This window comes from Mesorhizobium sp. A623 (assembly GCF_054489405.1).
Genome location: NZ_JBTMXB010000017.1, coordinates 50,152 through 69,660 on the forward strand (window position 1 = coordinate 50,152; position 19,509 = coordinate 69,660).

Annotated in this window: 20 protein-coding genes; 2 read left to right on the plus strand and 18 right to left on the minus strand. The window is 61.3% G+C overall.

The annotated features are described in order from the left end of the window. Positions 1 to 316: 316 nt before the first annotated feature. The 5 genes from ACX3P1_RS17655 to ACX3P1_RS17675 form a co-directional block, all read right to left on the minus strand. Positions 317 to 1,306, minus strand: a complete 990-nt coding sequence (locus ACX3P1_RS17655) for an FAD:protein FMN transferase (protein WP_459080910.1) — start codon at positions 1,304 to 1,306, stop codon at positions 317 to 319. Beyond that, positions 1,287 to 3,494 (minus strand): PepSY domain-containing protein, encoded by a 2,208-nt coding sequence (locus ACX3P1_RS17660; RefSeq protein WP_459080911.1) that lies wholly within the window; start codon positions 3,492 to 3,494, stop codon positions 1,287 to 1,289. Before ACX3P1_RS17660 ends, ACX3P1_RS17655 begins: the two co-directional genes overlap by 20 nt. A 12-nt stretch (positions 3,495 to 3,506) precedes the next feature. Next, a complete protein-coding gene (locus ACX3P1_RS17665) occupies positions 3,507 to 3,977 on the minus strand; it encodes a DUF2271 domain-containing protein (protein WP_459080912.1) in 471 nt (156 codons plus the stop codon). A 292-nt stretch (positions 3,978 to 4,269) separates the two neighbouring features. Then, positions 4,270 to 4,785: a cytochrome b gene (locus ACX3P1_RS17670; RefSeq protein WP_459080913.1), complete on the minus strand. Its 516-nt coding sequence runs from the start codon at positions 4,783 to 4,785 to the stop codon at positions 4,270 to 4,272. A gap of 56 nt (positions 4,786 to 4,841) precedes the next feature. After that, the gene (locus tag ACX3P1_RS17675) at positions 4,842 to 5,240 is read right to left on the minus strand and encodes a PepSY domain-containing protein (RefSeq protein ID WP_459080914.1); all 399 of its coding nucleotides are present in this window, start codon (positions 5,238 to 5,240) and stop codon (positions 4,842 to 4,844) included. A 142-nt stretch (positions 5,241 to 5,382) separates the two neighbouring features. Between ACX3P1_RS17675 and ACX3P1_RS17680 the strand changes: the two genes are divergently transcribed. Continuing rightward, positions 5,383 to 6,045, plus strand: coding sequence for a response regulator transcription factor (locus ACX3P1_RS17680; protein ID WP_459080915.1), 663 nt, complete (start codon positions 5,383 to 5,385; stop codon positions 6,043 to 6,045). After that, a complete protein-coding gene (locus ACX3P1_RS17685; protein WP_459080916.1) occupies positions 6,042 to 7,373 on the plus strand; it encodes an ATP-binding protein in 1,332 nt (443 codons plus the stop codon). Before ACX3P1_RS17680 ends, ACX3P1_RS17685 begins: the two co-directional genes overlap by 4 nt. Before the next feature lie 291 nt (positions 7,374 to 7,664). Here the strand turns inward: ACX3P1_RS17685 and ACX3P1_RS17690 are convergent, their stop codons facing one another. The 13 genes from ACX3P1_RS17690 to ACX3P1_RS17750 all read right to left on the minus strand — a co-directional run bounded on the left by ACX3P1_RS17690 (position 7,665) and on the right by ACX3P1_RS17750 (position 19,496). Beyond that, positions 7,665 to 8,684 carry an alpha/beta hydrolase gene (locus ACX3P1_RS17690; protein WP_459080917.1) on the minus strand — a complete coding sequence of 340 codons (1,020 nt, stop codon included), beginning with the start codon at positions 8,682 to 8,684 and terminating at the stop codon, positions 7,665 to 7,667. A 33-nt stretch (positions 8,685 to 8,717) separates the two neighbouring features. Further along, positions 8,718 to 9,215 carry a hypothetical protein gene (locus ACX3P1_RS17695; protein WP_459080918.1) on the minus strand — a complete coding sequence of 166 codons (498 nt, stop codon included), beginning with the start codon at positions 9,213 to 9,215 and terminating at the stop codon, positions 8,718 to 8,720. 40 nt (positions 9,216 to 9,255) lie between these two features. Next, positions 9,256 to 9,648 carry a hypothetical protein gene (locus ACX3P1_RS17700; RefSeq protein ID WP_459080919.1) on the minus strand — a complete coding sequence of 131 codons (393 nt, stop codon included), beginning with the start codon at positions 9,646 to 9,648 and terminating at the stop codon, positions 9,256 to 9,258. 188 nt (positions 9,649 to 9,836) lie between these two features. After that, positions 9,837 to 10,547 carry an ABC transporter ATP-binding protein gene (locus ACX3P1_RS17705; protein WP_459080920.1) on the minus strand — a complete coding sequence of 237 codons (711 nt, stop codon included), beginning with the start codon at positions 10,545 to 10,547 and terminating at the stop codon, positions 9,837 to 9,839. A 1-nt stretch (position 10,548) separates the two neighbouring features. Further along, the gene (locus tag ACX3P1_RS17710) at positions 10,549 to 11,751 is read right to left on the minus strand and encodes an ABC transporter permease (RefSeq protein WP_459080921.1); all 1,203 of its coding nucleotides are present in this window, start codon (positions 11,749 to 11,751) and stop codon (positions 10,549 to 10,551) included. Continuing rightward, entirely contained in the window at positions 11,748 to 12,941 is a 1,194-nt protein-coding gene (locus ACX3P1_RS17715) for an efflux RND transporter periplasmic adaptor subunit (protein WP_459080922.1), read from the minus strand. Before ACX3P1_RS17715 ends, ACX3P1_RS17710 begins: the two co-directional genes overlap by 4 nt. Continuing rightward, on the minus strand, positions 12,938 to 13,327 hold the full coding sequence (locus ACX3P1_RS17720) for a TetR family transcriptional regulator C-terminal domain-containing protein (protein ID WP_459080924.1): 390 nt from the start codon (positions 13,325 to 13,327) through the stop codon (positions 12,938 to 12,940). Before ACX3P1_RS17720 ends, ACX3P1_RS17715 begins: the two co-directional genes overlap by 4 nt. Next, entirely contained in the window at positions 13,327 to 13,932 is a 606-nt protein-coding gene (locus ACX3P1_RS17725) for a TetR/AcrR family transcriptional regulator (protein ID WP_459080925.1), read from the minus strand. The genes ACX3P1_RS17720 and ACX3P1_RS17725 overlap by 1 nt, the downstream gene beginning before the upstream one ends. Positions 13,933 to 14,182: 250 nt before the next feature. After that, complete coding sequence (locus ACX3P1_RS17730) at positions 14,183 to 14,527, minus strand: carboxymuconolactone decarboxylase family protein (RefSeq protein WP_459080926.1); 345 nt, start codon at positions 14,525 to 14,527, stop codon at positions 14,183 to 14,185. A 23-nt stretch (positions 14,528 to 14,550) separates the two neighbouring features. Beyond that, entirely contained in the window at positions 14,551 to 14,937 is a 387-nt protein-coding gene (locus tag ACX3P1_RS17735) for a DUF302 domain-containing protein (RefSeq protein ID WP_459080927.1), read from the minus strand. 20 nt (positions 14,938 to 14,957) lie between these two features. Then, the gene (locus tag ACX3P1_RS17740) at positions 14,958 to 18,224 is read right to left on the minus strand and encodes an efflux RND transporter permease subunit (RefSeq protein ID WP_459080928.1); all 3,267 of its coding nucleotides are present in this window, start codon (positions 18,222 to 18,224) and stop codon (positions 14,958 to 14,960) included. Continuing rightward, positions 18,221 to 19,219 carry an efflux RND transporter periplasmic adaptor subunit gene (locus ACX3P1_RS17745; protein ID WP_459080929.1) on the minus strand — a complete coding sequence of 333 codons (999 nt, stop codon included), beginning with the start codon at positions 19,217 to 19,219 and terminating at the stop codon, positions 18,221 to 18,223. The genes ACX3P1_RS17740 and ACX3P1_RS17745 overlap by 4 nt, the downstream gene beginning before the upstream one ends. 73 nt (positions 19,220 to 19,292) lie before the next feature. Further along, entirely contained in the window at positions 19,293 to 19,496 is a 204-nt protein-coding gene (locus ACX3P1_RS17750; protein ID WP_459080930.1) for a YgaP family membrane protein, read from the minus strand. Positions 19,497 to 19,509: the final 13 nt, after the last annotated feature.

Genomic DNA, 19,509 nt, shown 5'->3' on the forward strand with positions numbered 1-19,509 from the left:
AAAGCGCAGTCCGGCGCAGACAAATATGCATGAGGCCCTGTGAGCAGATATCCAGCGCAACCCCCGTAATCCTGGATATTGTGAGATGGGTCGCCCTATATCAGGCGAACATGTAGTCTAGGTTGCAAGTTGAGAATACTAGCAAAGAAGGCCGTCTCGTTCCTCAGCTTCTCCAAAATTGCTCAGAGTTCGCTTTAGAATAGCCAGATATTGCAATACCCTCTTCCTCGTTGGACATCTGGCAGAGTAGAACCTGTGCGGCTCGCCTGGATAATTCTGCGAACCATCATCCGGACCGTCAGCGTAGCGGCAACAGTTACAAACTAAAGATCGCGCTGAGATCAGGTCGCAGCTCTCCGGAAAAGAGCGACCCGACCGCTTCGGGCCGTATCCCGGCTTCACCCTCGCGCAGGAGGAACAATGCGTCGAGACCCAGGCGACGCGCAAGCTTCGCTCCGGCTTCCGGGCCGAGAACCATCAATGCAGTTGCCCAGGCATCGGCCTCGGCGCAGGTTCGTGCTACGACGGTGACTGAGGCAGGCGGCGTCAGAAGAGGCGCGCCGCGGCGTGGGTCCATCGTGTGCGCCAGGCGGCGGCCTCCGACGAGGGCCCAGTGTCGGTAGTCGCCCGAGGTGGCGACTGCGGCATCCTGTAGCGCGAGGATCGAATGCGGCGCACGGCGGTCGAGGTCGGGCTCCTCGATAGCGATTGTCCAGGGGCTGCCGTCAGGACGAAGGCCAAGCGCCCGCATCTCGCCGTCTATGCCCACCAGTGCGGAAGAAATGCCGAAGCTATGCAGCGTCTCGGCCAGCCGGTCCACACCGTAACCCTTGGCGATGCCGTTGAGGTCGAGAGTGATTAGGGCCGCCTTGCGCGCCCTCACGTTTTTCGAATCCAGCTCCAGTACCTCGTGGGCGGGCCGGCGTGGCGCATCGAGTGCCCGGCGGATAAGGCGCTGGTCGGCCGCCGCCGGGCCGAAGCCCCAGGCCTGCACTGCGTCACCCATGCCGATGTCGAATGCGCCGCCCGATGCGCGACCGATGTCGAGGGCGAGACGCAGCACGTTCATCAGCCGATCCGGCACGGCCATCCATTCGCCGACCCGTCCGACGTTCAGGCGCATCAGGTCGCTGTCGGGTTTCCAGGTGGACATCTGTGCGCCTACCTCGTCCATCGCCGCTTGAAGCGTATCGCGGACCGGCCCGGGATCGAACGCTTCTGCTGCATAAAAGAGCGCCGACCAGCGTGTGCCCATGGTGTGGCCGTTCAGCGCCTGGCGCTTCGGTTCAATAGATATCTTCGACATAGCGTCCCTGAGCCTTGAGCAGGGCCGGTGTCAGCCCTGCGGGAGCGAGGATGTCGGTGAGCGCGGCGGAGACACCGGCCGCCATGTTGCGCCCGCCGCAGACCATGATCTGCGCGCCCTTGGCGACCAGGCGCGCAATTTCGGCAGCTTCCTCGCGCAGCGCGTCCTGCACATAGCGCGGCATGCGCTCGCGCGAGCAGGCCGTGACGAGTTGTCGGAGACGGCCCTCCCGCTGCCAGCCTGCCAACTCCTCACCATACAGAAAGTCGCTGTCGGGATGGCGCATGCCGAAGAATAGGTGGATGGGGCGGTGCCGCGCATTGGCGCGCACAAAGCCCGCCAGCGGCCCGATCCCCGTCCCAGCGCCGATCAGGATCAGCGGCGCGCGGCCGCGGCTGGCGTGGAAGCCGGGATTGCGGCACAGGAAGGCGGTGACCGTGTCGCCGGTCTCCAGTTCAAAAAGCTGGCTGGAGCACAAGCCGGCCAGGTGCTTCTTCACGACGATTTCGATGAAGCCGTCGTGACGCTCCGAGGCGAACGAATAGAAGCGGGGAACGGTCGAGCCTTCCGGCAGAATGCCGAGGAGGTCGCCCGCACGGAAGCGGCTGAAGCTACGACCTGCCAGCCGCCGCCACAGCGGGATTTTAGGCAGGGCAAAGCGCAGGATGGCCGTCGGGGCCTGCACCTCGGCGCCGTAGTCGCGGCGCGAAAGCAGCGTCAGCGGCAGGGCGGCCGGCGGAACCGGCTGGTGGGTGAGAGTCAGATCGATGCGCATCGCCGCGCCGAGCGAGCGGCCCCAGCGGGCAAAATCCTGCGTCGATTGGCGGTCCACCGTATCGAACGGAACCAGCGTGAGCCACCCCTGGGCTTCCGCCGTTTCCGCCACCGCCTGCGCGAAGGCGCAATAGGTGAGGAAGCCGCGATCGCCGAAGCCGAGGACCACTAGCGGGAGAGCCGGGGGCGCCGGCTGTTCTTTCAGTCGGTCGAGGAAGTCCCCGGCCGAGGCCGGTGCGTCGCCGTTGCCATAGGTGGCGGCGAGGACCAGGATGCGCCGCGCCTGCCGGTAGCGTGCCGGGTCGAAGGCCGACAGCGGCGCGGCATGCACTGTCTGGCCGGCGTTCGACAGCGCGGCATGCAACGTCGCAGCAAAGCCCCAGGTGCTGCCGCCTTCGCTGCCGACCAGCAGGATCGTCTCGGCATGCCCGGCGGCAACATTGCCGCGGATGCGCGGCCGCCCGCGCCGGCGTGCGAACCACAGGACAAAGCCCGTGCCTGCCATCGCCGGTACGCCAAGTGCCATGAGCCCAAGAACCAGGCCCAGCAGGGAAGCCCCCTGCCCGGTGTGCAGCATGTAGATGGTTTCTGAGACGCGTTGCCAGCCGCTCAGATCGGCCCATGCCAGCAGCGCGCCGGTGCCTTGGTCGAGATAGCCGGTGCCGCGATCGGTCTTGAGGGTGAAGACGTCCGTCGCGTCGCCGGGGTCGGGGAACGACAGGCTGCGCAGTTCAAGGACGGGCGGCCGCTTCAGCATGTCCAGTGCCGCGACAGACGCACCAGTTCGGCCGCTTGCATCGTTGAGGAGGGCTGGCGATGTTGGCCCGTCGGGCAAAAGATCGAAGGTCGAGGCGGTCATCCATAGGGCCGTGGCCGAGGACAGCAGCAGGCCGGCGACGGCGACACGGGCGATCTCGACATGCAGCCGTCCCGAAAGCGACCCACGCAGCGGTGCGAACCAGCGCCGCCAACCGCCGGCCCGGCGCGCCACAAGGCCCACGCCGGACAAGGCCAGCACCAGCATGGCGGCGGCGCCGGTCGCCATCGCCATGCGGCCGCTGTCACCGAGAAAGAGCGATCGATGCAGGCCGGTCAGCCAGCGTTCGAACGGGTTGGGGTCGGCGGCGGCAATGCCTTGTCCGGTCGCCGGATCGATGGCCGCCGCCTGCGGCGCACCGTCCTCGAACCAGTAGGCGGTGATCTTGCCCGAGGGCGCCCGCCGGATCTGCTCCACTTGCGGGTGGGCGGCTTGAATGCGCATCGCCAGATCGGCGGTCGAAAGCGTGGCGGCCGCCTGCGGCGAGGACAGCCGCTCGGCGGCGGGGAACAGCGACAGGGCCGCTCCGCTCAGGCTCAGCACCAGCAAAAGAAGTGCGGCCAGAAGGCCCGGCCAGCGATGAAGGGCGCGCATCATGGCCGTCTCCGGCTACATAGCGTAGGAGAAATTGGCGATGTAGCGCTGCCCGGGCACCGGCGTGCCGACTCCATCGGACGTCAATGGCACGGCGACCTCGTTCGGGCTGTCGCGCATATCCTCGACAGCGGCATCGACATGCAGCGTATAGCCGGCGTCGAACAGCGCGTCGGCCAGATCGAGCGTGATTTCCAACGTGCGGCCCGCGCCGACGCTGGCGCCGGTGATGCCGTTGATCTCCGCGACATTACCACCGGTGGCGCGATACCAACCGGACAGGTGTTCGTAATATTTCGATTTGGCCCCGGCCATCCACAGGCTGCCAACATACGCACCCCGCGCATCGGTGACATAGAGCGCGAGATAGGCGCCGTCGCCGCCATAATTGTTCAGCGTCGTAGTCAGCGTGACAGGTTTGGCCATGGCGAGGCCGGGAAGCGTAAGCGCTGTGGTCAGGGCGAGGATTGCAAGAAAGGATTTCATGTCGGCTCCATCTTTTTCGCACGGCGGTGCACGGGAAAGTACCGGCCGATTTTCGTTGAACCGGACCCCAGGCACTCTTTCTGCCGGTCTGATATCCTCAACGTGAAGCATGTGGCTGAGCGTTTGCTGACGGCATGGAAGCTTTTGCTTCAGCTCATCGTCAGGAAGGGACGGTGCATCCGGCAACGTCTCGCCGCTGCCCGGCGTATCAGCCAAAATGTTCGGCCCTGCCCCGTCATGCCATATCGGCACAAACAGAACAGGGCCGTCTTGAACGGAAGGATGCGTTCGCTCAGCGTGGGCTCATGCGCTGGAGGGTTCCATCGCGCAGCACGAACTGGTGCCAGATGGCCATCAGGGCGTGCAGGCCGGCAAGGATCAGGATAAAAGTGCCGGCATTCTCGTGGAGGTCGGCGATCAGGCCGGGGTGTCCCTGGACCGGCACCGTGAGCGCCGGAAGCTCGACGCCGAGAAATGAGACGGACACACCCATGCGCGATGCGGCATACCAGCCGGTGATCGGTAGACCGATCAGAAGCAGATAGAGCAGGCCATGACCGGCCTTTGCCGCGGTCGCGAGCCAGCCGCGCTGCGCATTCATATCAGGTGCCGCGCCAAACAACCGCAGGATCAGGCGCGGTACGACTAAGGCCAACACCGCCAACCCCATCGCAAAATGCAGCACGGGTGGATTCTGGATCACCTCGCGGCCGCCCTCAGCAGTCAGCCAGGCGCCGAGCACCAGAAGGGCGGTCAACCAGTGAATGACGATCATGCTTTTCGAATAGCGGGTGGGACTGCGGGACATGGTCTGCTTTCCTGTCAATGAGAGCGGCGTTCGCAGGATATGCGAACGATATCCGGTCACTTCACGACGCTTTTCGGCAGGTTGCCTGTCTCGAACAGCTTGTTCGACGGCAGCGCGCCGGTGGTGCCGCTCATACCGGGTTCGTATGATTGGCGTCGCTCACCTTCGTGATCGTCATCAGGCCGGTCTTTGCGCTTCATCTTGACGATCGAAAGCGTAGCCGGGTCGATCTTGGCCTTGAATGCCTGCCCGGTTTCGTCGAGGCCTCTGACCTGATAGCAACCGTCGTCGATCTTGATCCGGCCTACCTGCCAGCCGCGTGCTTGCGCCATCTTCTGTACCGCTTCGCGCGACTGCCACTGATCCATTGGCACAAGGCAATCATCGTCGGCCATAGCTGTACCGGCTCCGGCCATGACGAGGAAAAGCGAAGCTGCTGCAATATTTTTCATCATGTCATTTGTCCTGCATCAGCGTTTACATGAAGAAAGAGTGGCATTCATTCCTGACGAACAGCTGAAGCTGCAAGGTTCTCTCCGTCAGCTGGCTGACAGGTTTCGCAGGCAAGAGGTTAGAAATACGCAGGGTGACCCACTCATGAGAATCCTTCTGGTGGAAGACGACATGATCCTTGGCGCGGCGGTGCAGGATCACGTCATCGCCGACAATCATTCGGTCGATTGGGTAACCCGTCTCGATGCGGCGTCTGACCATATCGACAGCGCCGCCTACGATCTCGTCCTTCTCGATCTCATGCTTCCTGATGGGCGAGGCATCGCGTTTCTGCGCGATCTGCGGCGGAAAGGCAGCGTCACGCCGGTCATCATCCTCACGGCGCTAGATCAAATCTCGGACCGCATCAACGGGCTTAATGCGGGAGCGGATGATTACCTGACCAAGCCCTTCGATTTGTCCGAACTGTCGGCGCGGCTGAACGCGGTCGCGCGTCGCTACAGCGGTAATCCCAACCCGCTCATAGGGTTTGGCGATCTTCTGGTCGATCTGTCCGCAAGAACGGTCCTGCGCAATGGCCGGGCTATCGATCTGACGGCGCGTGAGTGGGCGCTGTTCGAGGCTTTCGTCCAGCACCCCGGTCAGGTTCTGTCTAAAATGCAGTTGGAGGAGCGGCTCTATGCCTTCGGCTCGGAAGTGGAGAGCAATACGATCGAGGTCCATGTCAGCCGCTTACGCAAGAAACTGGGGCGCGCGGCCATCGATACGGTGCGTGGCATCGGCTATCGCCTGGGAGGGGCGCGATGATCGCGCCCCACAGCCTGCAATGGCGTCTGTCGCTCTGGCTGGGGTTGGGCATTGCTATTCTCTGGGCGGTCGCGGCCGCGGTGACATCGCAGAAGCTGCACCATGACATGGACGAGGTCTTCGACAGCGCGCTTGAGGAAACCGGGCAGCGTCTGCTGCCGCTGGCCGTTCGCGACATTATCGGCCGGGACAGCGACGACGACGCCAGCCAGAGCGTCGCGACGATGCGAGAGCACGATGAATACTTCACCTATGTGGTGAGGGATGCCGAAGGCCAAGTACTGCTGCGCTCACACAAAGCCGACTTGTCCGTCTTTCCACCATTCACCGGCATGGGATTTGCAAATACTCCCACCCACCGCATCTATTCCGATGCAGCGCTTCAGGGCACGATTACCATCTCAGTTGCCGAGCCGTTGGCCCGCCGCCATACGGTGGCACAGGAGATATTGCTTGGACTGGCGCTTCCCTTGGGCCTGCTTATCCCGATCAGCCTGGTCGGGGTCTGGGGCATCGTGCGCCTGTCGATGATGCCGCTGCGGCGATTTCGCTCCGACATCGAGGTCCGAGGTGCGGGCGACCTGACGCCCATCTCCGCGGAAGGCTTGCCTTCAGAGATCCAGCCGAATGCGCTGGCGGTGAACCACTTGCTGGAACGGCTGAGGCGCACGCTGGAAGCCGAGCGCAGCTTCACAGCCAATTCCGCACATGAACTGCGCACGCCGGTCGCTGCGGCGCTCGCGCAGACGCAAAGGCTGATCATCGAAACATCGGACAAGGCCGCACGCGACCGCGCGCGCGAGATCGAGACGGCATTGCGGCGGCTTTCCAGACTGTCGGAAAAGCTGATGCAGTTGGCAAGAGCTGAAGGTGCGCGCCTCCAGGCGGCAGAAGCGGTTGATATCGTGCCGATCCTGCGGATGCTCGTGCTGGAGATGACGACAAGCGCCGACGGCGCGGACCGTATCGAACTGACAATACCCGACGCCCCGGTGTTCTCCCGCATTGATCCCGACGCCTTCGCAATTCTGACACGAAATTTGATAGAGAACGCACTGAAGCATGGTTCTCCGCACGAACCGGTGTCCGTAACGCTCTCAGCCGAAGGTGCACTGCGCGTCGCTAACGCAGGGCCGGTTGTGCCGCGGGATCTGCTTGCCCGCCTGTCCGAGCCGTTCGAACGCGGCCGTGCGCAGGCGGAGGGGGCTGGGTTGGGGCTGGCCATCGCAAAGGCGATCGCCGCCGGCACTGGTGGCAGAATCGAGCTGCACTCGCCGCGAGAGGGGCAGCAGGACGGTTTCGAGGCCAAATTCTTCATCGACAGTTGACGTGACCATACACCTCGACAAACTGTGAACCAGCGTCCTGGACAATTACGCTGCAAGCAGCATCATAATGACTTCTCTTCGATTTTGGATACCCCTACAGGGCCGCTATCACGCTCTTCATCGGCGCGATCCAAAGAGTGTCGTGCAAGCCATTACTACCGATCGGCAAAGCGCATTTGTGCAAACATGCCCAGAGTGTCTACGCTGTATCAACGCACCGCCGAGGCGGCACTGTGTGCGATCCACATAATCCACTCGGCACTTCCTCAATACGATCCCTCCGAGCAACGCTCATGGCCGATGCCGCTTATACCCTTTGCTCAGACCGCCTTCCAAAAATGCGTTCCTTCTGACCTCCGAGCCAGATAGCGCATTTATCAATTCAACGAAGCGATTGTGATTTGTTCTGTCTGGGGCGGGTAGAGCTGACAAATTGACGATTTCGATAGCACCGTCTGCGATTATCTTCTGCACTGCCGCATTCGCTTCGTCGATCGACCCTATTCTTGCGCGCGAGCCGCCGATGTGGCTCGAGATAGCAAGTGCGCGGTCATCTGTGGAATTGAGCACAATCATCGGACGGGCTAATGGCCCAATCGTATCAACCTGCCGCTTGAAAAGATCGACGTCGATATCCGGAGCGGCCAAAACCACCTGGTTTATTCGGTGAAGGACGTCATCTTGACCTGAAATCTTGAGTTGCCGGAGCGCTTCGACAACAAGCCAGGCTCCCATACTATGTCCAAACAGCGTAACGTGGCTCTTTGCCCGATGCCTCTCGAGGTCGCGAAGCAGTTTCACAAGGTCGTCGCGCGCGTAGATAGCGGCGTCCTTGTCTGCAACATATCCCGTGACTGATCCTTCCGATGGCCAACTGAAGAGGATCGGCGTTTCCGTCAACTTTCCGTCCGCGACGACTTTCGCAACCTGAAACAGCGACTCCTGGAAACTATAATTGTACCCATGGACGTAGATAAGGATATCGTTGGCCAAGTCGATATCTTTGGCGACGATCGGTTCCCGCCCCATGACGGTGTATCTTTGGTGAGAGTTCGCCTGCATTTGTGGTTGAGCCTTGTCCAGCTCTTTATGGGCGGCGGGTATTGCGACTGTAAAATTTTCAAACCGCAACTGCGGCGATCTCGCCGCAGTGTACCCAACACCAGTGGCGTCTCGTTGGCGATCGGTCGCCGTGATTACCGTTATTTCTTGATAAGTTTCGGAGCCTCGTACCTGACGGTCAAAGTGTCGGCACCGGGTCGTGCAGCGCATGCCGACAGACCAACGGCCACGACGAAACAAATCGGCCATTGCCTCACCCCGGCAACGGCTATCCTAAAGAGATTATCCATTAGGCGTTTGATTGTCGTTGGCTTGGCGAGAAGCTGCCTGTCCGTCATGAATGGAATTATTGAACGCTAGATCGTTGTGTTTCGTTGACAGCGCCGCCAAGGAGCGACCTCGGATGACTGAAACGGCACTGACGCTCCACCAGAACGCTGCTCGCAGGCTCATAGCGGCGACGGTTCGCATTTCATAAGCGTTGCCTGCCAATATCCAGGCTCCAAGACCTACAAAGACGACCGTGGTTGCCAAGGCAATGGCGACTGCAAATGAGGGTGACCATGGGCGGAACAGGATCAATCCTGCTCCGGCAACGATATATGCGAAGCCCGCAGCAAAGTTGAAATACAATACAAAAGGTACGATATTTGCTGTGGGCTTCGCTATTCCATGCAGTACAAAAAGCGCATTTCCCCCGGAAATAAGCGTGACTATTCCGAACAGGATTGCAATCCCGCCAAGCACTTTGATCACCAGCTTTGATACCCAGGCCGACATCCTGCTTCCTCCTCCCCGCCCCATTTCGAAATGGTGCTCGCTAACGTTCCAGTTTGAATATCTGCTTGCTGCCTTTCATGCCGAGATAGCCATTTTCGGATCGAACCAACTTCACGCACCGTTCGGGGAGCAGCGCCCCCGGCTTGAGACACAGTCCATTCGCTGTCGGTCTCCATTTCGGAGACAAATCCATGGGCCCGCCGGTCATCTTGCCGGTTCCGTTCTCGAAAAGCACAAGGGTTCCAACGCGGCCATTCTCCATGGCTATTTTCCATGGACGCCCATCTGTGATCGTTTGGACCGCAGACGCATCGTCTGCCTTGCCCGGAATTGGCGTCGCTACCACTATGGCGGCGAGCGCAAGAAGTGAAAGCGGCAACAAGAATTGTCTCTCTTGCCTGTCTGCACGCCGATTTCTTTCTGGCTTCTCCATTTATCTGCTCCCGTGACTGGAACCGGGATAGGGGCTTGGTGCACGCTACCGATCGGGAGCGCGCAGGCCGTACCATTTATCCTTGACTGCGTAGTAATGGTCTTTGGTTCGTATCTGAACGCTTGTTTCCACTGTTTTGAACTGATGATACTCCGCTGTGATCGGCACCGAATCAGCGGGCCGGATGATCAATCAAAGCCGCGCCCCTCTCCTGCTTCTTCATGGGTTACGCCGTCCCGGATGTGATAGATGCGCTTGAAGGTCGGGATGATCTTCTCATCATGCGTGACAACGATGATCGCCGTTCCAAATCTGGCTGCCATGTCGTTGAGAATCCGGACCACAGCGAGCGCCCGTACGCTGTCGAGAGGCGCAGTCGGCTCGTCGGCAAGGATGACCGGCGGCCGGTTGACCAACCCGCGCGCGATCGCAACCCGCTGCTGCTCACCGCCGGAAAGCTGTGAGGGCATGGCGGCGGCGCGATGCTCGACATCGAGCGCCTTCAGCAGATCGCGCGCACGCCGTCGCGACTCATTATTGGGAACACCCGCCAGCATCGGCAGCAGGGCGACGTTGTCGGTGACGTCCAGAAAGGGAATGAGATACGGCGCCTGGAAGACAAAGCCAATCTTGTCGCGCCTCAGCGCGCGAAGATCGCGGATCTTCCAGCTATCGTCATAGATTACAACGTCACCCAGCGTCATACGCCCGCCACTCGGGTCGATGACCGCCCCCAGGGCTTTGAGCAGCGTACTTTTGCCGGAACCTGATGGGCCGATGAGGCCGACTACTTCGCCAGGGGCGACCTGCATGTTAACATTCTTGAGGGCATCGACCGCAGTATCGCCACTGCCATATCGCTTTCTGATCCCTTCGATGAGGATTCCGCCGCTGCCCATGTCAACCTCCAATCGCTTCGGCGGGGTCGATCTTGAGAGCCATACGGATGGCGACGACGCTGGCGAGCGCGCATATGACAATGACTGCGACAAGCCCGATCATCGTGTCTTCGGACAGAAGCAAAACAAACTTCGGAAACAGAGGCGCTGCAAAGGTCGCCGTGATCTTGCCGACGACGAAGCCGATCAGCCCGAGCACGAGTGCCTGCTGCAAGATCATGGACGCGATGGTTCGATTGCGAGTGCCGATCAGCTTCAACACAGCAATCTCACGTATTTTGTCCATCGTCAGCGTATAGATGATGAAAGCAACGATAGCGGCGCTGACAATGGCCAGGATGGCCAGGAACATGCCGATCTGCTTAGCCGAGGTTGCGATCAGCTTGCCGACGAGGATTTCTTCCATCTGCGGGCGCGTATAGACCGTCAGCCGCTTCCATCTCTCTATATCCGATGCGATCAATTCCGGGTTGTAACCGGGTTTGATGCGCACCAGAACAGCGTTCACATAGGGGTTGATGTTTTGCGAGGCGATCACGGCGTCCAGTAGACCCGGCACTCCAGGCCTGTTGAACTCCGGGTTTTCGCTGGTGCGCCGGCGCTGGCGGACAATGGAATCGTTATCCTTGACGAATTGCGCTCCCTGCGCGTCCTTCAGCGGAATGAAGACCATCGGGTCGCCGCCCGACGATACCGCCCGCCGCGTCAGTCCGACAACAGTATAGCGGTTCCGCCGGATCGTGAGGGTATCGCCGAGGATGAAGCCGGTCGCGGCATCCGCCACAGCCTCGTAATGACCACGCGTGATCTGGCGCCCGGCCACCAGAAACCGCGGCCAGCCCGGTGTCGTCATGTCGCCGGGAGCGATGCCTACCACCATCGCCCGCACATCCGTGTTTCCTTTTCGGACCTGCATCGTCAGATAGGTGACGTTGGCAACCCGCTCGACGCCAGGGGTGGTCAGGATCATCCGATAAATGTCGTCATTGATGCTCGAGGCTTCGGCGTAGGGGCCGAGTGTATTCTGCTGGACGACCCACATATCGGCACCGCTGTTGTCGAGCAGCACCTTGCCGTCGTCAACCATGCCCCGATAGACTCCGGCCATGGTGAAGGTTACGCCGATGAGCAGGCCAAGCCCGATTCCGGTGAAGACGAACTTGCCCCATGAATGCAGGATGTCGCGGCCGGCGAGGCTGATCATTTGAGAAGCTCCGTAGGATTGCCGGTCACGTGGATGCGGCTCACACTCGTCAGCCTCGAGGCGCTGTGAACAAGGACCTCGTCACCGGCCTGCAGACCTTTTGTGACCTGGACGGTACCCTCCAGATCCGATGCGCCGAGTTGAACGGCGGTGAAGCGAACTTTTCCGCCCTCGATTCTCCAGACACCGGTCTTGCCATCGACATTCTGGACAGCAGCGTTCGGGATTACCGGCGTGACGGGAAGATCGGGCAGAGCAATCGTCACTTCGGCCAGTTCCCCGATTGGAGGCAGCGGTTCGGGTAGCGTTTCGAATTCTACCTTGGCCAGGGTTTCTTCTGTCACCGAGTCCGCAAGCACCTCCACGCGAGAGACTCGTCCTGCTACGCTATTGCCGCCATGAGACCGCAGCGATATCTGGGCAGGAAGCCCCTTGCGCAGGCCGTTTGCTGCAATTTGATCGAACCGCGCATTGATCCAGAGGTTCATGGGGTCGATCATTTCGATGACTGCCTGACCAGCTACCATGGTCGTTCCCGCCTCCGCATTGCGTGCGGCAATCACCCCGTCGACCGGAGCACATAGAACCAGATTTTCCTGCTGCTTGACCAAGCCATCGCGATCCGCACGGTTGCGCTGCAGATCCTGTTGCGCACCCACGAGATTCGACTGAGCCGCCGCAAGAACGGCGTTCGCCACCTGGCTGTCCTGCCGCTTGGTTTCCACCGCGACTTCACTGACAGAGCGGCTCTTCCACAGTTGCTCATGGCGACTGGCCTGCGTATCGGCATAATCCTTACGCGCCAGAGCATCGTCCACCTGGGCTTCGGCAGTTGTTACCGATGCTTCCGCACGGCCGATCGCCGCATCAAGCGCAGCGATACGCTCATCAAGGTCCACAGGGTCCATTTTCGCCAGAACCTGCCCGGCATGCACCTTGTCGCCAACATCGACAAATATCTTGCCGATACGTCCCGCGCTGGTAGGGCCAATCTTGTACGCGAAACGGGCCTCGACCGTCCCGATACCGAAGAGCGCAGGTGAGATCGTCCGGCTCTCAACACTGGCCGTCATGACGGCGACCGGTGCCAGCGGTCCTGATCTCAGCACCACGTAAACGAATAGGGCGGCGATTGGAATTGCGACTGCCAGAAGCATTAAGGTGCGGCGCTGTATTGAAGGCAGTTTCACGGCATTGCCTCCACACATGCGCGATGTGAAATGAACTCACCAGGAGCCGCATCGCGGAGGCTACCGATCTCTCCAGAGATCAACGCCCGGAACATCAAGTGCTGGATTGTCGCGATGAACAAACGAGCAGCCATTTCCGTGTCGAGTGTGGGGCGTATTTCGCCGCGCTGCCGTGCTTCTTCAATCACCCCGCAAAGACGGCGCTCATAGCGTTGGATAAGTGCCTTGATCATCAGTCTGAGACCGGACTGGTCCGCCCTGCCGAGCGCACCGAACAACAGGCGGGGGACGCTTGGATGATCTGCAACATAGGCGACATCAGCCATGAACATGGCTTCGAGAGATTGCATTGGAGATGCGGCGGCTGAGGAATGCGAATGGGTCATTACATCGCCTCGACCGCGCGGCGATACAATTCAAATACCCCCGGTGCACTTGCACGAATGCGCTTCACGTCGCCAGCGAGAAGGGACTGCATGACAAGACCCTGGATAGTGCCGATGAAGAGCGTGACAGCGGCCTTGTCATCTAGCGACGCAGACAACTGACCGCACTCCTTACCTTCCGTGATCAGCCGGCCGAGACGCTCGCCATAGCGCTGGATCAATGTCTGCGCCATACGTTTGGCCACGGTCTGTTCCGCACGCTGCAATTCACCAAACAACATCCGTGGAACGCCCGGGTGCTCCGAGATGAACTCGATATGCGTCATGAACGCGGCTTCCAGAGCGTCAAGCGGAGAGGTCGCGGCGGAAGTCGCCTTGTCGATGCGTGCCAGCAAACGTTCCGAAACCCATTCCATGACGGCTTGGATAATGGCGTCCTTGGACGGGAAGTGCCTGAACAAGGCGCCTTGGGTTACTCCCATTCGCTTGGCGATAGCCCCGGTCGTGATGTCCGCCGGGTTCTGTTCTGCGGCAAGGTCGATAACGGTTTCGACCGTCACTTCACGCCGCGCTTCCGCGGGAAGGTAAGCAGGTCGCGAGATCATAACGTCACTCTCCAAAGATAGTAATTAGTTACTCACTATTTATATCGGGAACTCGGGGTTCGCAAGAGGGGAATTCAGAAATTAACCCGCTGCGTGCATGCAATGTCACGGCGACATCGTCCTGCGGCAGGAGGATATGGAAGGGTCCGGCCCCGTGAACCCCACAAGCTCCCAGTGATCGGCTCGCCGACAATCGGGGTGCCGCTAAAGTCGATCAGAGATCAGCCCGGTGCCCGGTCCCACCAGCGTCTCAGGCTTTTCCGAACTGGTCGAATGCTTCCAGCGCATGGCCTGCATACATGACAGCCGGCCCGGCGCCCATGTAGATCGCCATACCGAGCGTCTCCAGGACTTCCTCACGGCTTGCGCCCCGCTCGACAGCCGCCGCAGCGTGAAACCCGATGCAGTCATCGCAACGAATGGCCACGCTGATGGCAAGCGCGATCAATTCCTTGGTCTTGGTGTCGAGGACATCGGCCTTCAAGGCCACCTGCGATATTGCCGAGAACCCTTTCATCACCTCTGGCGCGCCGCTACGCAATTCTCGCAGCCCGCCAGAGAGCCCATCGATGAACGCCTTCCAGTCGTTATGCATTCCATATCTCCAGGGTGTTCGTTTCAGAGCCGTTCGATAACGCCGATCAGCATGTCGCGAATCTTTTGTGCGGAGCCGCGCAAGACTTCGTTTTCGATCGCTGCCATCGATGCCACCGGATCAACAGCGGCAATCTCGATCTCGCCATCCCCGAGTTCCTGAGCGACGACATTGCAGGGTAGCATCGTACCGACCTTGTCTTCGATCTCGAGCGCCTCGTGTGCCATGGCTGGATTGCAGGCACCCAGGATGCGGTAGTTACGGAAGTCAATGCCGAGCTTCTTCTTGAACGTTTCCTTCACGTCGATCTCGGTGATGATACCGAAGCCGGCTTCCTTCAGCGCAGTCGTGACGCGCTCGACCGCTTCGTCGAAGCTGCAATGCAGGGTTTTGGCAAAGTAATAATTCATGGTTTTCGTCCTTTGCGGGTTCAGGCGGAAGAATGGTCGGCGCCGCGCCGGCGCGATACGTTATTGATGTTGCCAGGAGGGACGTCTTCTTTCCCCCTACCTCGCAGCACCACATAGATAGCCGGGATGACGAGCACGGTAAGCGCTGTGGATGAGATCAGGCCAAACAGCAGCGAGATCGCCAGGCCCTGGAAGATCGGGTCGGTCAGGATCACCGCCGCTCCGATCATGGCGGCGAGCGCCGTGAGCAGGATCGGCTTGAAGCGGATGGCGCCAGCCTCCAGCAGAACCTCCACCAGCGGCCGCTCCGGTGTGCGGGCGTGGCGGATGAAGTCGACCAGCAGGATGGAGTTGCGCACGATGATGCCGGCGAGCGCAATGAAACCGATCATCGAGGTGGCAGAGAAAGGTGCGCCGAACAGCCAGTGACCCAGCAGGATGCCGATGAAGGTGAGCGGGATGGGCGTGAGGATGACCAGCGGCAGCTTGAAGGAACCGAACTGCGCCACGACCAGTATATAGATGCCCAATATAGCCACCAGGAAGGCAGCGCCCATGTCTCGGAATGTGACCCAGGTCACCTCCCATTCGCCGTCCCACAACAGCGTCGGTCTGGACTCGTCGTCGGGCTGGCCATGCAACGCGATCACCGGCTTTGGCAGATTGCCCCAGTCGGCCTTGTCGATGGCCTCCTGCACCGCCAGCATGCCGTAGATCGGCGCTTCGTAGGCGCCGGCAAGCTCAGCCAGCACCATCTCGGCGGGGCGGCCGTTGCGTCGGTAGATCGGCCATGACGCCGGCTCGTGACTGACCGACACCACGTCCCCCAGTTCGACCACGCCGCGTCCACCCGGCAACGCGTTAGCTGGCACTGGAGTTGCCAGCGCGCGCTGGTCGACCAGGGTCTTGCTCTTGGCAAGCGCCACGCGGATCGGAATGGGTTGGCGACCGCCGCCGCGGTGCGAATAGCCGACGGTGGCACCGCCGTAGAGCGCGCTGAGCGTGTCATAGGCATCGGCTTGCTCGACCCGGTAGTATTCCAGATTGTCCTGGTCGATGGAGACGCGCACGCGCTCGGGCTGGTTGTGAAAGCTGTCATCGATGTCCACTATGAAGGGAATGCCTTGCATTAACTCCCTGACCTTACTGGCCACCGCGCGCCGCGTTACGGCGTCCGGTCCGTAGATTTCGGCCAGCAGCGTGCCCAGCACCGGTGGCCCGGGTGGTGGCTCCACTACCTTGATTACCGTGCCTTGAGGCAGGCCAAGACCCTTCAGGTGCTGGCGCATGTCGAGGGCAATGGCATGGCTTTCCCGGCCGCGGTCGCTCTTTGGAGTAAGGTTCACGGCAATGTCGCCCTGCTCCGGGCTGGCGCGCAGGTAGTAGTGCCGCACCAGCCCATTGAAGTCGAACGGTGCGGCGATGCCGGCATAGGTCTGGAACGAGATGATCTCAGGCACCGGCGCCAGCCGGCCAACCATCTCCTGTAGCGCCCGGTCGGTGTCCTCCACGGACGAGCCTTTCGGCAGATCGAGCACGACCTGCAGAGTTGCCTTGTTGTCGAAGGGAAGGAGCTTCACCGTTACGTGCTTGGTGTAGATCAGCGCCAGCGAGGCGAGCGTGGCCATACCGACCAGCAGCAGGAAAGTCCAGGCGCGCGCCCGGCTCTTCAGAATTGGACGAGCCGCCGCGACATAGATGCGACCGAGCCGCCCGCCCTCGGCGGCGTGGCCGCCAGCTTTTTCAGCGCCGGCATGAGCCGCGCCAAACTTCATCATCAGCCATGGCGTGACGATTACGGCGACGAAGAAGGAAAACAGCATCGCCGCCGAGGCGTTTGCCGGGATCGGGCTCATATAGGGGCCCATCATGCCGGACACGAACAGCATGGGCAGAAGCGCGGCCACCACCGTCAGCGTGGCCACGATAGTGGGGTTGCCGACCTCAGCGACCGCGTCAATCGCCGCCTGTACGCGCGGCCGGCCGTCATGCATCGCCCAGTGGCGGGCGATGTTCTCGATTACGACGATGGCGTCGTCCACCAATATGCCGATGGAGAAGATCAACGCGAACAGACTGACGCGGTTCAGCGTATAACCCATCACCTGCGAGGCAAAAAGCGTGAGCAGAATAGTAGCGGGAATGACAACGGCGACAACCATCGCTTCGCGCCAGCCGATGGCGACCGCTACCAAAACCACGATCGACAGGGTGGCTAGCCCGAGATGGAATAGAAGTTCGTTGGCCTTTTCGTTGGCGGTCTCGCCATAATCACGCGTGACCGTCATTTCAACGTCCTTAGGGAATATCTGGCCGCGCACCTGCTCCAGCCGCTTGACGATCTCGTCGGCGATGACGACGGCGTTGGTGCCGGGTCGCTTGGCGATGGCGAGCGAGACGGCCGGTGCCCGCTCCAACCCGGTTTCGGTCTTGCGGATGTCGCTCACGCGGTTCTCGGCCGGCTCGGTCGCCAGCACGACGCTGGCCACGTCTCGCACATAGACCGGGCGGCCGTCGCGCGCGGTGATCAGGATGTTGCCGATCTGGGGCAGTTCCTGCAGCGTCTGGCCGGCGACGATGGCACGCTGGCCGCCGTCCTCGCGCACGGTGCCTATACGGAATGAGCGGTTGGCGCCGGCAATCTTGGCCGAAAGCTGCTGTAGCGTGATGCCGTAGAGCGACAGCTTCTCGGGGTCCGGCTCGACGCGGATCTCTTCCGGTTGCTGGCCGACGATGTAGGTCAGGCCGATGTCCGGCAGCTTGGCAACCTCCACCTGTAACTCGCGCGCCAGCCGGGTCAGCCCATTCGCTGTCCAGCGCTCAGCCGCCTGCGGGGCGGGTCGCAACGTCACCACCACGATGGCCACGTCATCGATACCGCGCCCGACGATCAGCGGCGCGGGGACGCCGACAGGAATGCGATCCATATTGGCCCCGATCTTCTCCTGTACCCTGAGCACGGCGGTGTCGGCATTCGTGCCGACGTCGAAGCGGGCCGTGACCACGGCGCCATCGTCTTCGGTCTGCGAATAGACGTGCTCGACCCCATCGAGGCTCTTGACGATGGTCTCCAGCGGTTCCGTAACGAGCTTGACCGCATCCTCGGCCTTCAGCCCGTTGGCGCTGACATGGATGTCCACCATCGGTACCGAGATCTGCGGCTCTTCCTCGCGCGGCAGCGTCAGCAGCGAGATCAGGCCGAGCGCAAGCGCCGCAAGCAGGAACAGCGGGGTCAACGGAGAGGCGATGAAGGCGCGCGTCAGGCCGCCGGCGATGCCGAGCTTCATGGCAGCACCACCCGGTCGCCGTCGGTAAGGCCGGTCAGGATGACGGTTCGCAACTGGCCGTCCTGGTCGAAACTATCGCCGGAAATGACGGCGACGTCCCCCTCGCTGTCCGCGCCGGCCACGCGTACATAGTCGATACCGTGCAACGTCCGGATCGCTTCGGACGGCACTGCCAATACCGAGCGCCGGCCGACCGGGATTGAAACCAGCGTGCGCTCATTGACGAAATAGTCACCAAGACCGGCCACGTCGACGTCGGCAATGACGCGCCCCTCAGCAATCTCTGGATAGACTTTAGCGATGCGCCCGTGGCGCATGGCCGTCGTACTATCCGGCCCTAGTCCTCGCCCGCCGACGAGGACCTCCGCACCCTCGATGATTTCGGCGGCATGACGTTCGGGCAGGGAAAGTCGCAGATAGTAGGGTCCGCCGGCAATACGCGCGATTGTCTCGCCGGCCATCACTACCGAGCCGAGCGTGACCGGCACGGTCAGCACCCGACCGTCAGAGGGCGCCAGCACCTTGCCCTCGCGAGCGCCCTGCTCGATTACCGTCTTTTCGGCTTCCGCCGCCGCGACCTGGTTGGTGAAGACGTCCAAAGCCATCGTGGCGGCATCGAGTTGGCTCTGCGTGGTGACACCGCGCGACAGCAGGCGTTGGACGCGCTCCAGATCGGTGCGGGCGTTGGCAAGCTGCGAGCGCAGGGCGCCTATCTTGGCTTCCGCCGCATTGAGCTGCAGCGCAATCTTGTCATCCACCACCACAGCGACCACGTCGCCCTTCTTCACCTCGCTGCCTTCAACAACGCTGATGTCGCTTATGATACCGGTGATGCGGGCGCGAGCGGGCACGATGGTGCGGCTCTCGACCTGGCCGAAGACGGCCTTCATTTCGAGAATGGTGGTGGCACGAACCACGAATTCAGCGGCAAGAGCAGTCTGAGGAGCTACTGCCGCCGCAATCAACAGGATAACCGAAAAGAAACCACGGAACATCGCAAACCCGGAAGGCTGGAACATGTGGACGATGGCCGGCCCCACGGACGAAGTACGAGGGGCCGCCGCTGCGTTACTTGAAGGCCACGCCCGGCTTGCAGCCTAGCCGCCTGAACAGCATGGCTGCCGGGCAAAAGCCGGTGATCGAGGCCTGGAACATATTGAGGCCCGCAAAAGCGGTCAGAAGGTACCACCAGGGCGACACGAAGAACCCGAGTGCCAGCGAAGCCAGCACCATGCACCCGGCAAACATCAGAACGGCACGGTCGAGCGTCATTTCATTCTCCTTG

Coding starts and splice junctions, on each gene's coding strand:
- ACX3P1_RS17665 (WP_459080912.1), bottom strand. CDS start 3,977: ATGAAATCCTTTCTTGCAATCCTCGCCCTGACCACAGCGCTTACGCTT.
- ACX3P1_RS17730 (WP_459080926.1), bottom strand. CDS start 14,527: ATGCATAACGACTGGAAGGCGTTCATCGATGGGCTCTCTGGCGGGCTG.
- ACX3P1_RS17745 (WP_459080929.1), bottom strand. CDS start 19,219: ATGTTCCGTGGTTTCTTTTCGGTTATCCTGTTGATTGCGGCGGCAGTA.
- ACX3P1_RS17670 (WP_459080913.1), bottom strand. CDS start 4,785: ATGTCCCGCAGTCCCACCCGCTATTCGAAAAGCATGATCGTCATTCAC.
- ACX3P1_RS17700 (WP_459080919.1), bottom strand. CDS start 9,648: ATGGAGAAGCCAGAAAGAAATCGGCGTGCAGACAGGCAAGAGAGACAA.
- ACX3P1_RS17725 (WP_459080925.1), bottom strand. CDS start 13,932: ATGATCTCGCGACCTGCTTACCTTCCCGCGGAAGCGCGGCGTGAAGTG.
- ACX3P1_RS17695 (WP_459080918.1), bottom strand. CDS start 9,215: ATGTCGGCCTGGGTATCAAAGCTGGTGATCAAAGTGCTTGGCGGGATT.
- ACX3P1_RS17680 (WP_459080915.1), top strand. CDS start 5,383: ATGAGAATCCTTCTGGTGGAAGACGACATGATCCTTGGCGCGGCGGTG.
- ACX3P1_RS17735 (WP_459080927.1), bottom strand. CDS start 14,937: ATGAATTATTACTTTGCCAAAACCCTGCATTGCAGCTTCGACGAAGCG.
- ACX3P1_RS17655 (WP_459080910.1), bottom strand. CDS start 1,306: ATGTCGAAGATATCTATTGAACCGAAGCGCCAGGCGCTGAACGGCCAC.
- ACX3P1_RS17750 (WP_459080930.1), bottom strand. CDS start 19,496: ATGACGCTCGACCGTGCCGTTCTGATGTTTGCCGGGTGCATGGTGCTG.
- ACX3P1_RS17740 (WP_459080928.1), bottom strand. CDS start 18,224: ATGAAGCTCGGCATCGCCGGCGGCCTGACGCGCGCCTTCATCGCCTCT.
- ACX3P1_RS17710 (WP_459080921.1), bottom strand. CDS start 11,751: ATGATCAGCCTCGCCGGCCGCGACATCCTGCATTCATGGGGCAAGTTC.
- ACX3P1_RS17705 (WP_459080920.1), bottom strand. CDS start 10,547: ATGGGCAGCGGCGGAATCCTCATCGAAGGGATCAGAAAGCGATATGGC.
- ACX3P1_RS17690 (WP_459080917.1), bottom strand. CDS start 8,684: ATGGCCGATTTGTTTCGTCGTGGCCGTTGGTCTGTCGGCATGCGCTGC.
- ACX3P1_RS17675 (WP_459080914.1), bottom strand. CDS start 5,240: ATGATGAAAAATATTGCAGCAGCTTCGCTTTTCCTCGTCATGGCCGGA.
- ACX3P1_RS17660 (WP_459080911.1), bottom strand. CDS start 3,494: ATGATGCGCGCCCTTCATCGCTGGCCGGGCCTTCTGGCCGCACTTCTT.
- ACX3P1_RS17720 (WP_459080924.1), bottom strand. CDS start 13,327: ATGACCCATTCGCATTCCTCAGCCGCCGCATCTCCAATGCAATCTCTC.
- ACX3P1_RS17685 (WP_459080916.1), top strand. CDS start 6,042: ATGATCGCGCCCCACAGCCTGCAATGGCGTCTGTCGCTCTGGCTGGGG.